This is a genomic window from Curtobacterium sp. VKM Ac-2889, from assembly GCF_015350855.1.
GTDB classification, from domain to species: Bacteria; Actinomycetota; Actinomycetes; order Actinomycetales; family Microbacteriaceae; genus Curtobacterium; species Curtobacterium poinsettiae.
The window spans coordinates 203428-218241 of sequence record NZ_JADKSC010000003.1; the positions used below are offsets into that span (position 1 = coordinate 203428).

A 14814-nucleotide genomic window follows, 5' to 3' on the forward strand; every position below is an offset into this window, starting at 1 on the left:
CCCATGGCAGACATCACCATCAGCCCCGATGAGATCCGTGATGCCCTGAAGGACTTCGTCTCGAACTACGAGCCGACGAAGGCCTCCACGGCCGAGGTCGGGCACGTCACCGACGCCGGTGACGGCATCGCCCACGTCGAGGGTCTCCCCGGCGTCATGGCGAACGAGCTCATCCGCTTCGCGGACGGCACGCTCGGCCTGGCGCAGAACCTCGATGAGGACTCGATCGGCGCCATCGTGCTCGGCGAGTTCGGCGGCATCGAAGAGGGCATGGAGGTCACCCGCACGGGTGAGGTCCTCTCCGCCCCCGTCGGCGACGCCTTCCTCGGTCGCGTCGTCGACCCGCTCGGCGCCCCGATCGACGGTCTCGGCGAGATCGCAGCCGAAGGCCGTCGTGCCCTCGAGCTGCAGGCCCCCGGCGTCATGGCCCGCAAGTCGGTCCACCAGCCGCTGCAGACCGGCATCAAGGCCATCGACGCGATGATCCCCGTCGGCCGTGGTCAGCGTCAGCTGATCATCGGCGACCGCCAGACCGGCAAGACGGCCATCGCGATCGACACGATCATCAACCAGAAGGCCAACTGGGAGTCCGGCGACGAGGACAAGCAGGTCCGCTGCATCTACGTCGCCATCGGCCAGAAGGGCTCCACGATCGCCTCCGTCAAGGGTGCGCTCGAGGACGCCGGTGCGATGGAGTACACCACCATCGTCGCCGCCCCGGCCTCCGACCCGGCCGGCTTCAAGTACCTCGCCCCGTACACCGGTTCGGCCATCGGCCAGCACTGGATGTACCAGGGCAAGCACGTCCTCATCATCTTCGATGACCTGTCGAAGCAGGCCGAGGCCTACCGTGCGGTGTCGCTCCTGCTGCGTCGCCCGCCGGGCCGCGAGGCCTACCCGGGTGACGTCTTCTACCTGCACTCCCGTCTGCTGGAGCGTTGCGCGAAGCTGTCCGACGAGCTCGGCGCGGGCTCGATGACGGGTCTCCCGATCATCGAGACCAAGGCGAACGACGTCTCGGCGTACATCCCGACCAACGTCATCTCCATCACCGACGGCCAGATCTTCTTGCAGTCGGACCTCTTCAACGCGAACCAGCGTCCGGCCGTCGACGTGGGCATCTCGGTGTCCCGCGTCGGTGGTGACGCCCAGGTGAAGTCGATCAAGAAGGTCTCCGGCACGCTGAAGCTCGAGCTGGCGCAGTACCGCTCGCTCGAGGCGTTCGCGATGTTCGCGTCCGACCTCGACCAGGCGTCGCGTCGTCAGCTGGAGCGCGGTGCACGTCTGACCGAGCTCCTCAAGCAGCCGCAGTACTCGCCGTACCCGGTCGAGGAGCAGGTCGTCTCGATCTGGGCCGGCACGAACGGCAAGCTCGACACCGTCCCGGTGCCGGACGTGCTCCGCTTCGAGTCCGAGCTGCTCGACCACCTGCGTCGCAACTCCGACGTGCTCACGACCCTGCGCGAGACGAACCAGCTCAGCGACGACACCGTCGCCGAGATGGACAAGCAGATCGACGAGTTCACGAAGAGCTTCCAGACGAGCGACGGCAAGACCCTCGGCTCCGAGCAGTTCGACGCGGCCGAGGCCGAGGACGTCGACCAGGAGCAGATCGTCAAGGGTCGTCGCTAGATGGCAGCGCAGGTCCGGGTCTACCGCCAGCGGATCAAGTCGGCGAAGACCACGAAGAAGGTCACCCGCGCGATGGAGCTGATCTCGGCGTCGCGGATCCAGAAGGCGCAGGCCCGTATGGCTGCGTCCGGTCCATACTCGCGGGCCGTCACGCGTGCGGTGTCGGCCGTGGCGACGTTCTCGAACGTCGACCACGTGCTGACCACCGAGCCGGAGTCGTCGACCCGTGCAGCCGTCGTGCTCTTCACCTCGGACCGCGGCCTGAACGGTGCGTTCAGCACGAACGTCCTCAAGCAGGGCGAGGAGCTCGCCTCCCTGCTCCGCAGCGAGGGCAAGGACGTCGTCTACTACCTGGTCGGTCGCAAGTCCGTCGGGTACTTCGCGTTCCGTGAGCGTCCGTCCGAGCAGCAGTGGGTCGGCAACACCGACCAGCCGGAGTTCTCGACGGCCAAGGAGATCGGCGACGCCGTCGTGGCGAAGTTCCTCCAGGACACCGCTGCGGGCGGCGTGGACGAGATCCACATCGTGTTCAACCGGTTCATCAGCCTGGCGACCCAGGAGCCCCAGGTCGTTCGCCTGCTGCCCCTCGAGGTCGTCGAGGGCATCGATGAGCCCGAGGGCAACGAGCCCCTGCCGCTCTACGAGTTCGAGCCGGACGCCGACGCGGTGCTCGACTCGCTGCTCCCGGTCTACATCGAGAGCCGCATCTTCAACGCCATGCTGCAGTCGGCTGCTTCCGAGCACGCCGCACGGCAGAAGGCGATGAAGGCGGCCAGCGACAACGCCGACTCGCTGATCCGTGACTTCACCCGACTCGCGAACAACGCGCGTCAGGCGGAGATCACCCAGCAGATCTCCGAGATCGTCGGCGGCGCCGACGCCCTCTCGTCGAAGAAGAAGTAGTCCGCGTCGTTCGCGGACAGATACCCACCCTCAGGAAGGCACCAGCCATGACCGACACCGCAACCACCGCGGTCGAGACGTCGTCGGCGCCCGGTGTCGGCCGGATCGCCCGCGTCACGGGCCCCGTCGTCGACATCGAGTTCCCCCACGACGCAATCCCGGAGATGTACAACCTCCTGTTCACGACCATCACCATCGGTGACTCGTCGCAGGAGATCGGCCTCGAGGTCGCGCAGCACCTCGGCGACGACCTCGTTCGTGCCATCTCCCTGAAGCCGACCGACGGCCTGGTCCGTGGCCAGGAGGTCCGTGACTCGGGCGCTCCGATCTCGGTCCCCGTCGGCGACGTCACCAAGGGCAAGGTCTTCGACGTCCTCGGCAACGTGCTCAACACGGACGAGAAGCTCGAGATCACCGAGCGCTGGCCGATCCACCGCAAGGCCCCGGCCTTCGACCAGCTCGAGTCGAAGACCTCGATGTTCGAGACCGGCATCAAGTCCATCGACCTCCTCACCCCGTACGTGCAGGGTGGCAAGATCGGCCTCTTCGGTGGTGCGGGCGTCGGCAAGACCGTCCTCATCCAGGAGATGATCCAGCGCGTCGCGCAGGACCACGGCGGTGTGTCGGTGTTCGCCGGTGTCGGTGAGCGCACCCGTGAGGGCAACGACCTCATCGGTGAGATGGAAGAGGCGGGTGTCTTCGACAAGACGGCCCTCGTGTTCGGCCAGATGGACGAGCCGCCGGGAACGCGTCTCCGCGTGGCCCTGTCGGCGCTGACGATGGCGGAGTACTTCCGCGATGTCCAGAAGCAGGACGTGCTCCTCTTCATCGACAACATCTTCCGCTTCACGCAGGCCGGCTCCGAGGTCTCGACGCTGCTCGGTCGCATGCCGTCCGCCGTGGGCTACCAGCCCAACCTCGCCGACGAGATGGGTGTGCTCCAGGAGCGCATCACCTCGACGCGTGGTCACTCGATCACCTCGCTGCAGGCGATCTACGTGCCGGCTGACGACTACACCGACCCGGCTCCGGCCACCACGTTCGCGCACCTCGACGCGACGACCGAGCTCTCCCGTGAGATCGCGTCGCAGGGTCTGTACCCCGCGATCGACCCGCTGGCGTCGACGTCGCGCATCATGGACCCGCGTTACCTGGGTGCCGACCACTACGAGACGGCCACGCGCGTCAAGCAGATCCTCCAGAAGAACAAGGAACTGCAGGAGATCATCGCCATCCTCGGTGTCGACGAGCTCTCCGAAGAGGACAAGATCACCGTCGAGCGCGCTCGTCGTATCCAGCAGTTCCTCTCGCAGAACACCTACATGGCGAAGAAGTTCACGGGTGTCGAGGGCTCCACGGTGCCCCTCAAGGACACCATCGAGTCCTTCCGTGCCATCGCCGACGGCGAGTTCGACCACGTTGCGACCCAGGCGTTCTTCAACGTCGGTGGCATCAATGACGTGGAAGAGAAGTGGGCGCAGATCCAGAAGGAGAACCGCTGACATGGCGGGTCTCAACGTGAGCGTCGTCTCGGCTGACCGTGAGGTCTGGTCGGGCGACACCACCATGGTCGTCGCACGGACGACAGAGGGCCAGATCGGCATCCTCGCCGGACACGAGCCGATGCTCGCGATCCTGGCGCAGGGTCAGGTCCGCATCACGCGGGCCGATGGGTCGACCGTCGCGGTCGACGCCGAGGACGGCTTCCTGTCGGTCGAGCACGACACGGTGACGATCGTCGCGCGGCAGGCCGCGCTGGCGTCCTGACCGGACTGACCGTCCTGCTCCCGCCTTCGGAGACGAAGCGGGAGGGCGGGGACACGAGTCGCACGCTCGATCTGCGTGCGCTCTCGTTCCCGGAACTGGCCGATGAGCGGGCCGCGGTGATCACCGCGGCCCGCTTCGTCAGTTCCGAGGAGTCCTCGGCCAGGACGGCACTCAAGCTCGGTCCGAAGTCGATCGCCGAGCGTCTCCGGAACCTCGAGCTCGAGACCTCGGGCACCATGCCTGCGATCGAGCGGTACACGGGGGTCCTGTTCGACCCGTTGGGTGCCCAGGACGCGGACGCTGCGACCCGGGAGTGGTGGGCGGAGCACGTGATCGTGCAGTCCGCGATGTTCGGGCCGATCGGTGCGGGGGACCCGATCCCGGCGTACCGGCTGTCGCACGACTCGCGGCTCGGTTCGATCCGGTTGGCCGCGCACTGGCCGGCGGTGTCGACCCGTTCCCTGCTGACCCGTGCGGACGGCCTGGTGCTCGACCTGCGGTCCGAGGGGTACCGGCAGCTCGGCCCCGTGCCCGGAGCGGTGGCACCACGGGTGGTGAGCGTCGAGGGCTCCGGCCGTCGTCGAGCTCTGAACCACTGGAACAAGACGGCGAAGGGTCGCCTGGTGGCGCTGCTCGCCCGCACCGGTGCGAGCATCGGCAGCATGGGCGACCTGGTCGAGTGGGCTGCTGCGCACGGTGTCGTCGTCGAACCGAACGAGGGCGGCTGGGATCTGGTCGCCGAGAGCCTGGAGCCCGTCACGGCCTGAGCCGGACCCGCCCGGTCCGTCCTCCACACGCGTCGTCAGCGGCGCTCCGGTCCACAGATGGCCGGGGCGCCCCTGCCTGGAGGCCCGCAGCACGTTTCGATGACGTGCATGATCCCTCTCACGGCACAGTCCGACCCCGGTTCCGCAGTCCGTTACCCTCGCGAGATCGCCGCTGCGGTCACCCTCCCCGCCGCGGCGGCCGCGCTGGTCGCGCCCGGTCGTGCCGACCTGTCGACGGCCGCTGCGACGGCCGTGGTGACAGCGTGCGGCGCGCTCGCGCCCCGGATGGCCCTGGTCCCCTTCATCGCGGCACAGGGCGCACCGGATCCCCGGTCGATCCGCGTGTTCGACCCCTTCGCCGATCCGACGCCGCCGGCGCTCCACGGGTTCGGCCCAGCGCCCGACCGTGCCAGGGTCCGGCTCGCAGGGGATCGGTGTGCTGATGCCTGGCGGCTGTGGCGGGCACAGGACGGCCCGTTCGACGGCTCGTCGGGCGCTGCGGGTGCCCTGTCGCTCGGGGCGTGGTGCGCCTGGGCGCTCGGATCGTGGGCACGGGCGGAGACCCGGGCACGCTACGCCCTCGAGACCCGCGCGGACGACCCGCTCGCGGGGCTGGTCCTGCGCTCGGTCATCGCCGGCAGTGGGCCGTCGTGGGAGCGGCGATGACCTGGGGTCGACAGGATCGTCTACGGTGGGGGAGACCACACTGGGAGGGCTCCGGTTGCGCGACGACGACATCGAGGACACCGTCATCCGGCGACCCCGACGATCGCCGGGCGGTGACCGGACGGCCGACGCCATCGGCGACACGGTCATCCGTGGCGCAGCACCGGGCGGTTCCGGCACCGGAGCGGACCCGGCGTCCGAGTCCGACGACGGGGTCCTCGGCGACACCGTCATCCGGCCCGGACACGACGGCGCCGTCCGGGTGCCGGCGCCGGCTGACGACGCCGATCCGGAGGACACCGTCGTCCGGCTGCCAGCGCGACCGGGCGCCGGGCCGGGCCCGTCCGTGGGTGCTGCCCCGGGCCTCCCGACCGTGCCGTCGGTCCCCGCAGCGCCGACGGCACGCGTGCCGTCCATCCGCATCGGCGACCGCACCTTCCGGCTCGACCACCCGGTGGTCATCGGCCGACGGCCGTCGCTGCCGCGGGTCACCCGCGGTCCGCAGCCCGAACTCGTGACCGTGCGGTCGGTGTACGGACAGGTGTCCTCATCGCACGTGCGGATGCACGCCGAGGGCGAGGCCGTCGTCGTGCAGGACCTCCGGTCCACCAACGGGACGGTCGTCCGCCCGGCCGGTGCACCCGCCTACCGCATGGCGTCGGGTGCGTCGATCGTCGCGCTGACGGGTACGGTAGTCGAGATCGGTGACGGCAACGCCATCGAGGTCCTCTCGCCGTACCTCCGGGTCGCACCGACGGCAGATGGGGCGCCTCCGGTTCTCCCGTTGCCCTCCGATCAGACAGCACACGGCACGCCCCGACCCACCAGAGAGCGATCCTGACACGTGACCGAACTCGGCCGAGCAGCCACTGCGCACGCCATCGACGTCCCCGGTGCCGACGGCGCCACCCTGACGCTCTCGTGGGGAGCCGCGACCGACGTCGGTCGACGGCGTGACCACAACGAGGACAGCTACATCGTCGGTGCGCCGTTCTTCGTCGTCGCCGACGGCATGGGCGGGCACCTGGCAGGCGACCGCGCCAGCGACGCGGTCGTGCGTCGGCTCGAACAGGTCACCGCGGAACCGTTCACCACGCGGCAGGGCATCCAGCGTGCCCTGCTCCTGGCGACGGCCGACATCGAGCGTGCAGCCGGCGGCAACGCCATCGGCGCAGGTACCACGGTCACCGGGATCGCACTCGTGGCGTCGCTCGGGCAGCCCGCGGCGCTCGTGTTCAACGTCGGCGACTCGCGTACCTACCGCATCGAGGACGGCGTGCTCCGTCGCGTCACCGTCGACCACTCGGTGGTGCAGGAGATGGTGGACGCCGGCCTGTTGCGGGCCGAGGACGCCGAACAGCACCCCGACAGCAACGTCATCACGCGAGCCGTCGGCTTCGGTGAGCCGCCGGCGCCGGACTGGTGGACCCTGCCCCTGCGGGCCGGTGACCGCTACATCGTCTGCTCGGACGGGCTGACCAAGGAGCTCGGCGACGCCGGCATCGCCCGGATCGCCGCACGCGAGCCGGGCGCGCAGGACCTGGCGGAGCGCCTGGTCGGCGACGCCGTCGTGGCCGGGGGCCGTGACAACGTCACCGTGGTGGTGCTGCAGGTCGACGCCGCACCGGACGACGGTGACCTCGAGGACACGCTGCCGCGGCACTAGCTGGCCCCCGAACTGGGGGAACACGTCGACCGGTGGGGGACCGACGTGCGGAATGTCGGTCACCCACGCTTCGTACAATGACATGGCCACGTCGAGAGAGCTGGCCGCTCGGCCGGGGGGAGGAGAGGACCATGGCGAGACGCCTGCCGTCCAACCCGCCCGTGATCGGCGGTTTCAGTCCCGTGCACGTCCTCGGGTCCGGTGGCTTCGCCGACGTCTTCCTCTATGAGCAGGACATGCCCCGGCGCCAGGTCGCGGTCAAGGTGCTGCTGGACGAGGTCGTCGACGACCGTGTCCGGCAGATGTTCCAGGCCGAGGCCAACCTGATGGCCCGGCTGAGCACGCACCCGTCGATCCTCACCGTCCTGCAGGCGAGCGTCGCGGCGGACGGTCGCCCGTACCTCGTGATGGAGCTCTGCTCGTCGTCGCTCAGCGAGCGGTACCGTCGCGAACCGATCCCGGTCTCCGAGGTGCTGTCGATCGGCATCCGCATCGGATCCGCCCTCGAGACCGCACACCGCGAGGGCGTGCTGCACCGCGACATCAAGCCGTCGAACATCCTGCTGACCGCCTACGGCAACCCCGTGCTCTCCGACTTCGGCATCGCCGCGACCATCGGCGGCACCGACCCGGACGAGCCGATCGGCATGTCGATCCCGTGGTCGGCCCCCGAGGTCCTGATCGACGAGTCGCGCGGCACGATCCAGTCCGAGGTGTACTCGCTCGCTGCCACCGTCTACTCGCTCCTGGCGGGGCGCAGCCCGTTCGAGGTCCGTGGCGGCAAGAACGGCGCGAACGACCTGATGCACCGGATCGACAAGGGCGGGGTGAAGCCCACCGGACGCACCGACGTGCCGCCCTCGCTCGAGCGCCTGCTCGCCTCGGCACTCTCGCGCAAGCCGCAGGGGCGCCCGGCGTCGGTGATCGAGCTCGTGCGCGGGTTCCAGCAGGTCGAGGCCGAGCTCGGCATCCCGCAGACGTCCGCCGACGTCGCGGTCGAGGCCTGGGCGATCTCCACACCGACCCCACACGGCGACCGCACGATGATCCGTGAGCTGCAGCCGCCGACCCGTGTCGGTGGCCGCCGCCGGACCCGACGCGCCGTGCAGGGCGGTGTCGTGGCCGGCGGCGGCCACAGCGTCGGCACGGTGCACCGCACCGGTTCCGTGACGCGGAGCCGCCGCCGGAGCCGTTCGACCCTGGTCTGGGCGACCTCCCTCACCGTCGTCGTGGTCGCCGCCCTCGCCGTCGCCACGGTCGTCGTCGTCGGACGACTCGGCGCCGGGGCGATCCCCGTCGTCGCCGAACTCCGCGCCGAGACGTCCCCGCAGTCGGTGTCGTTCAGCTGGACCGACCCGGGCCTGCGCAGCGGCGACACCTACGTCATCTCGTCGAACGGCTCCTCGAGCCAGCAGACCGGCACGACCTTCGTCGTCTCCGGTGACCGGGGCGACGAGGAGTGCATCGCCGTCGCGGTGAACCGGGACGGCAAGACGGGCGCTGCGAGTGCGCAGAAGTGCGCGACGATCGGGAGCGCCGGGTGATCCGCGCCCTCCTCGCGAAGCACCGCTCCGCCGCGGTGACGACGGGCGTCTCGGTGCTCGTCGCCGCCGTCGTCGCGACCACCGCCATCGTGTCCACCGGGTACCACACGCAGCGCGTCGACCTCGGGGACGGCACCGTGTGGGTGCCCTCTGCCGAGTACGGCGCCGTCGGACGGGCGAACACCGGCATCCTGCAGCTCAACACCGCGGTCGAGACGGCCAGCGACGACCTCTCGGTGCTGCAGCGTGGATCCACCGTCTACAGCGTCGACGAGACGAAGGGCACCGTCGCACAGGTCAACGTCGCCGACGCCACCGTCGGCGACGCCATCACCCTGCCGGCGGGGACGCCACATGTCTTCTTCGCCGGTGACACCGCGGTCATCGGCAACGCCGACACGGGCGAGCTCTGGGCCACACCCGCGAGCGACCTCGCCGAGTTCGACGCGTCGGCCAAGGCCGACCTGACCCTCGGCGCCGACACCGTCTTCGACGCCTCCGACGGGCACGTCGCGGTCTACTCCGCGAAGACCGGGACCGCATCGCTCGTCGACGTCGGCACGACGCTCACCGTCGACCAACGGTGGAAGGTCAAGATGGACCGCGGCGACGACTTCCAGGTCGCGACCTTCGACGGGCACCTCGCCGTGCTCGACCGCACGAGCGGTGCCCTGTCGGTCGACGGCCGCACCGTCGAGCTCGGTGACCGGGTGGGCTCGTCGCCGGCGCTGCAGCGTTCGTCGGACACGACGGCCCAGGTGACCGTCGCCGGCACAGCGGGCCTGGTCCGGGTTAGCGCCTCCGGTGCCGTGGACGCCACCGCGCTCCAGGTCTCCGGACGCGCCGCCCGGCCCTACGTCGACGGATCGTGCACCTACGCGGCATGGGCGGGCGGACAGGCGATCGACACCTGCGACGGCAACGCGCTGCAGCGGCTGGCGAGCACCGGCGGCACGAGCGAACTGCAGATCCTGCACAACGGCGACACCGTCGTCGCCAACGACCCGACGAGCGGCCGTTCCTGGGCCATCGACCGGAGCGGTCAGCTCATCGACAACTGGGCCGACCTGATCAAGCGGGACGACCAGCAGCAACGGGAGCAGGTCTCCGACGACGACCCCGAGGTCGACAAGGACCAGAAGCCGCCGGTCGCGGTCGACGACGAACTGGGCGCTCGTCCGGGACGCACCACGAGCCTCCCGGTCCTGCTCAACGACTACGACCCGAACGGTGACCCGATCATCGTGAGCAAGGTCGGCACCATCTCGAAGTCCGCCGGCCGCGTCGCGATCGTCGGCGACGGTCAACGCCTCCAGGTGACGCTGTCGTCGCGCGCCACCGGAACCGTGACGTTCCCGTACACGATCACCGACGGCAACGGCGGCTCCGACACCGCGACCGTCCGGGTCACCGTCCGCCCCGACAGCCAGAACGAAGCACCGCGGCAGGTGCGCGACACCTCTGCCGACGTCGTCCAGAACGGGCACGTCGTGACGAACGTCCTCGGCGACTGGGTCGACCCGGACGGCGACCCGGTGTACCTGGAGTCGGCCACGGCGTCGAACGGCGACCGGGTGTCCACCACGCCCGACGGTCTGCTCGACTTCCGGAACGACAGCGGTCGGACCGGCGAACGGTCCGTGCAGCTGGTCGTGAGCGACGGCCGCGCGGACGGCCGGGGCGCCGTGACGGTCCGGGTGGCCAAGCAGGGCACCGTCCCGCTGCGTGCCGATCCGTTCCCCGTGTCCGGCTACGCGGGCAAGGCGTTCACGGTCGAGCCGCTCGACCACGTGCGGGGCGGCAACGGCACCGTGACGCTGACGAGTGTGTCCTCGGCGTCCGGCCTCACCGTCACCCCGAGCTACGACGCCGGCACGTTCCGCGTGCAGGGTGAACGGGCGGGCGACCACCAGCTCGAGTACACGGTGACCGACGGCGTGAAGACGTCGAGCGGCATCGTCCGTGTGACCGTCCTCGCGCCACCGGACGCGTCGACGGCGCCGATCACCACGCCGAAGACGGTGTTCGTCAACACCCTGTCCTCGAAGGACACCGACGTCACCGCGACCGACATCGACCCGGCGGGCGGCGTGCTGCTCGTGACGGCGCTCGACGGCCCCGGACGCGGCAGCGGCGTGCAGGCGAGCATCCTCGACCAGCACACGGTCCGGGTCACCCTCACGGCACCGCTCGACGGACCGGTCTCGTTCGGGTACACCGAGACCAACGGCCTGGCGTCGTCCCCTGGCACGATCACCGTCGTCGAGATCCCGAAGCCAGACCGCATCCAGCCACCGGTCGCCCAACCGGACAGCTCCACGGTGCGTGTCGGCGACGTCGCGAACATCGACGTGCTCGACAACGACACCCAGCCAGAAGGCGAGCCGCTGACGCTGCAGCCCGAGCTGGTGCAGAACGTGCCGGGCGACGGCGGGCTGCTGTTCGTCTCCGGTGACCACCTGCGGTACCTCGCCCCGAAGACGCCGGGCAACTACACCGCCGTCTACCGGGTCGCCGGGCCCGACGGCCAGTACGCCGACGCCGCCGTGTCGATCTCGGTGCGCGAGCGCGACGCCGCCACGAACAACCCGCCGGTCCCGCAGACCGTCACCGCGCGCGTCGTCGCCGGTTCGTCGGTGCGGGTCAGCGTGCCCCTGAACGGGATCGACCCGGACGGCGACTCCGTCCAGCTCGTCGGCGTGGGTTCCAACCCCGACAAGGGATCGGTCACCGACGTGGCCGCGGACGCCCTGACCTACGAGGCCGGCGACTACTCAGCCGGCACCGACGAGTTCACCTACACCGTGGTGGACGCTCTCGGCGCCCGTGCGAGCGGCACCGTGCGCGTCGGCATCGCGCCGCGCGCCGAGCAGGCGTCGAACCCCGTGGCCGAGGCCGACCACGTCACCATCCGGCCGGGCGGCTCGGTCACGGTGCGCGTCCTGCAGAACGACTCCGACCCCGAGGGTGGGCAGCTCACCGTCGCACAGGCGGAGCCCACGGCAGAGGACGTCACCGCGAAGATCCTCCGCAAGCAGCAGATCCGCGTCACGCCCCCGAAGTCGGCGAAGAGCGGTGACTTCGCGGTCCTGTACACCGTCGCGAACACCAGCGGGGGATCGAGCACGGCCTTCCTCACGGTGACCGTCGACCCGGACGCCCAGCCGCTCCGGCCCGAGGTCGACGACACCACCCTCGACCTGCAGGACATCCTGCACCGGCAGAGCGTGACCGTCGACGTGCTCGACAACGTCTTCTTCGCCGAGGGCACCGCGGCCGACCTGCGGGTCGGCGTCGTCCCCGGCTACGGCGACACGGCGAAGCCCACCGACGACGGCCGCATCACCGTGCGGTTGACCGACGACTCGCAGGTGATCCCGTTCTCGGTCGCTCGGATCGACCATCCGGACATCGTGTCCTACGGTTTCATCAACGTGCCGGGCTTCGACGATGCCCTGCCCCAGATCAACCGCAGCGCGGGCGCGGTCACGGTGAAGAGCGAGGCGACCGTCCGCATCCCGCTGCAGGACTTCGTCGTCACCGCGAACGGCAAGACCGCGAAGATCACCGACCGCGGCACGGTCAAGGCCACCCACGCCAACGGGCAGAGTCTCGTGGTGGACTCGTCGACGCTGCAGTTCACGTCGGCGAAGCTCTACTACGGCAGGGCGTCGATCTCGTTCGAGGTCACCGACGGGTCGTCGGCGAACGGCGGCAAGGGACGCGTCGCCACACTCGTGCTGCCGATCACGGTGACGCCCCGGTCGAACCAGCCGCCGGCGTTCACGGGCTCCTCGGTCGAGATGCAGCCGGGGGAGACCCGCAAGATCGACCTCACGAAGCTGACCGACTACCCGTACCCGAAGGACCTGCCGGAACTCCGGTACTCGATCGTCGGGCGGCCCGCAGCGGGGACGACCGCGTCGATCGCGAAGCAGCAGCTCACGATCTCGGTCGCCGACACCGCGAAGAAGAACACGACGGCGTCCGTCGGGATCGGTGTCGCCGACGACGCCAACGCCGGGCGTGCCGGGACGGTCACCGTCGGTGTCGTCGCCTCCACGCGACCGGTGGTGCAGCCCGGCGCCGACCGATCGGTGACCAAACGCGGGGCGACCACCACCATCGACGTGCTCACGAACGACCAGCCGACCAACCCGTTCCCGGGTGAGCGTCTGCGCGTGGTGAACATCCGCGGACTGTCCGGCGGGCTGCCGAGCGGTGTCACCGTCACCCCGAGCGGTGACCGCACCCGCCTGCAGGTCTCGGTCGCAGCCACAGCGAAGCCCGGCGACGCGCACCTGCAGTACCAGGTGGCGGACGCGACGAACGATCCCGACCGCTACGTCTGGGGCGACGTCACGATCTCGGTGCAGGACGTTCCCGATGCCCCCGGTGCGCCCAGCCGGACCGGCTCCTACGACGGTGGCCAGGCCACCCTCACCTGGTCGACGCCGCAGGGCAACAACTCGCCCATCACCGGCTACCGCGTCGTCGGGACCAACGGTGTCTCGAAGAACTGCGGCACCGCGACGGTGTGCACGCTCACGGGACTCGACCCGAAGGCGTCCTACCGGTTCCAGGTCGTGGCGACCAACGCGATCGGCGACTCGAAGCCCTCGGCCCGCTCGGCCCCGGTGAGCGCGGACTTCGTGCCGGCACCGCCGAAGGGCATCACCGTCACGCCGAGCAAGTCGACGCCGAACCAGCTCGACGTCAAGTGGGGCAAGGTGTCCGCGCCGAACAACGGCAGCGCGGTCGACGACTACATCGTGTCGATCGAGGGCCCGGGCCTGTCGACAACTCGCCACACCGGGACCGCCACGAACACCTCGTTCACCGGTGCCCAGAGTGCTGCTCAGTACAAGGTCACCGTGTCGGCCCGCAACGACGCCGACCGCAACGGCACCGTCGTGCAGTGGAACTCCGCGTCCGCGACCGGCAGCGCCGTCGGGACGCCCGGCAAGCCGACGAACCTGCAGGCGGTCGCCGGAGACCAGGCAGACTCCTCTGGTCGGTCGACCGTCACCGTGACCTGGAGCGCCGGTGATGCCGCGGGCGGCTCGGGGCTCCGCTACGCCGTGTTCCGTTCCGGCAACGTGAACTGCGCTGCGCCGTCCTCGAACTCACTCGGCAGCTCGAGTCCGACGCGCGACTCGGGTGTCGGCGGTGGGTCGACCCGGTACGCGGTGACCGTGACCAACGGCTACTTCTGCAACGTCGAGTACGTCGACGCCGTGACCTACGAACGCCCGTCGGGAACCGGCAGACCCTCGGTTGACGTCGTGCCGGCTGGCACCAACCTCTGGAACGTGAGCGTCACCGCCCCGTCGCGGCCTGCACATCACTACCAGCTCGAGACCGGCGGACAGCCGATCACGCTCCAGCCTGGCCAGACGTGGACGGGCGTGCCCGGGTCCGGCGCCCGCAACGTCTCAGCACTCCTGACCCTCCGCGCATGCGGCGGCCCAGGGAGCAGCTTCTGCACGTCTGATGCTGACTCCTGGACGGGGAACGCCACCGCGTTCGATGCGAACCTGACGGTCACGACCGCCCAGCAAGGACAGGCGATCGCCGTGACGGGCCCCAGCGGCAGTGGGATCACGGTGCGGTACACCGCGTACTGGTACGCGAGCGACGACGGTGACGGATTCCCCACGACATCGAGCTGGGACGCTGGGCAAACTCCTCCCGAACCACCGTTCTTCGCCAAGTCCGTCAAGGTCCGCGCGTACGTCAGCGCGACGGACGGATCCGGTTCGACCCAGGCCGGCGAAGCGACCGAACCGTTCCCGGTCGCAGCCGCCCCGGAACCTCCGCCAGAGCAACCGGCCCCGGAACCCGCCCCCGGCGGCTGACCCTCGCCGCC

10 protein-coding genes are annotated in these 14814 nt (G+C 70.1%); all 10 read left to right on the forward strand.

Features of this window, described 5'->3' with window-relative positions:
* The first annotated feature begins 3 nt into the window (after positions 1-3).
* The 10 genes from atpA to ITJ50_RS11225 all read left to right on the forward strand — a co-directional run bounded on the left by atpA (position 4) and on the right by ITJ50_RS11225 (position 14803).
* Entirely contained in the window at positions 4-1632 is a 1629-nt protein-coding gene (atpA, locus tag ITJ50_RS11180; RefSeq protein ID WP_017885746.1) for a F0F1 ATP synthase subunit alpha, read from the forward strand.
* The gene (locus tag ITJ50_RS11185) at positions 1633-2535 is read left to right on the forward strand and encodes a F0F1 ATP synthase subunit gamma (protein WP_017885745.1); all 903 of its coding nucleotides are present in this window, start codon (positions 1633-1635) and stop codon (positions 2533-2535) included.
* A gap of 47 nt (positions 2536-2582) precedes the next feature.
* Positions 2583-4037: a F0F1 ATP synthase subunit beta gene (atpD, locus tag ITJ50_RS11190; RefSeq protein WP_017885744.1), complete on the forward strand. Its 1455-nt coding sequence runs from the start codon at positions 2583-2585 to the stop codon at positions 4035-4037.
* Between the two features lies 1 nt (position 4038).
* Entirely contained in the window at positions 4039-4302 is a 264-nt protein-coding gene (locus ITJ50_RS11195) for a F0F1 ATP synthase subunit epsilon (RefSeq protein ID WP_017885743.1), read from the forward strand.
* 14 nt (positions 4303-4316) lie between these two features.
* The gene (locus ITJ50_RS11200; protein ID WP_228500885.1) at positions 4317-5069 is read left to right on the forward strand and encodes a YaaA family protein; all 753 of its coding nucleotides are present in this window, start codon (positions 4317-4319) and stop codon (positions 5067-5069) included.
* Positions 5070-5177: 108 nt separating this feature from the next.
* A complete protein-coding gene (locus ITJ50_RS11205) occupies positions 5178-5735 on the forward strand; it encodes a hypothetical protein (RefSeq protein ID WP_017885741.1) in 558 nt (185 codons plus the stop codon).
* A gap of 25 nt (positions 5736-5760) precedes the next feature.
* Entirely contained in the window at positions 5761-6576 is an 816-nt protein-coding gene (locus tag ITJ50_RS11210; RefSeq protein ID WP_152427141.1) for an FHA domain-containing protein, read from the forward strand.
* 3 nt (positions 6577-6579) lie between these two features.
* On the forward strand, positions 6580-7401 hold the full coding sequence (locus ITJ50_RS11215; protein WP_017885739.1) for a PP2C family protein-serine/threonine phosphatase: 822 nt from the start codon (positions 6580-6582) through the stop codon (positions 7399-7401).
* A 131-nt stretch (positions 7402-7532) separates the two neighbouring features.
* A complete protein-coding gene (locus ITJ50_RS11220) occupies positions 7533-8945 on the forward strand; it encodes a serine/threonine-protein kinase (protein WP_031259111.1) in 1413 nt (470 codons plus the stop codon).
* Complete coding sequence (locus tag ITJ50_RS11225) at positions 8942-14803, forward strand: Ig-like domain-containing protein (RefSeq protein WP_194590515.1); 5862 nt, start codon at positions 8942-8944, stop codon at positions 14801-14803. The genes ITJ50_RS11220 and ITJ50_RS11225 overlap by 4 nt, the downstream gene beginning before the upstream one ends.
* Positions 14804-14814 lie beyond the last annotated feature (11 nt).

Coding starts and splice junctions, on each gene's coding strand:
- ITJ50_RS11185 (WP_017885745.1), top strand. CDS start 1,633: ATGGCAGCGCAGGTCCGGGTCTACCGCCAGCGGATCAAGTCGGCGAAG.
- ITJ50_RS11220 (WP_031259111.1), top strand. CDS start 7,533: ATGGCGAGACGCCTGCCGTCCAACCCGCCCGTGATCGGCGGTTTCAGT.
- ITJ50_RS11195 (WP_017885743.1), top strand. CDS start 4,039: ATGGCGGGTCTCAACGTGAGCGTCGTCTCGGCTGACCGTGAGGTCTGG.
- atpD (WP_017885744.1), top strand. CDS start 2,583: ATGACCGACACCGCAACCACCGCGGTCGAGACGTCGTCGGCGCCCGGT.
- atpA (WP_017885746.1), top strand. CDS start 4: ATGGCAGACATCACCATCAGCCCCGATGAGATCCGTGATGCCCTGAAG.
- ITJ50_RS11205 (WP_017885741.1), top strand. CDS start 5,178: ATGATCCCTCTCACGGCACAGTCCGACCCCGGTTCCGCAGTCCGTTAC.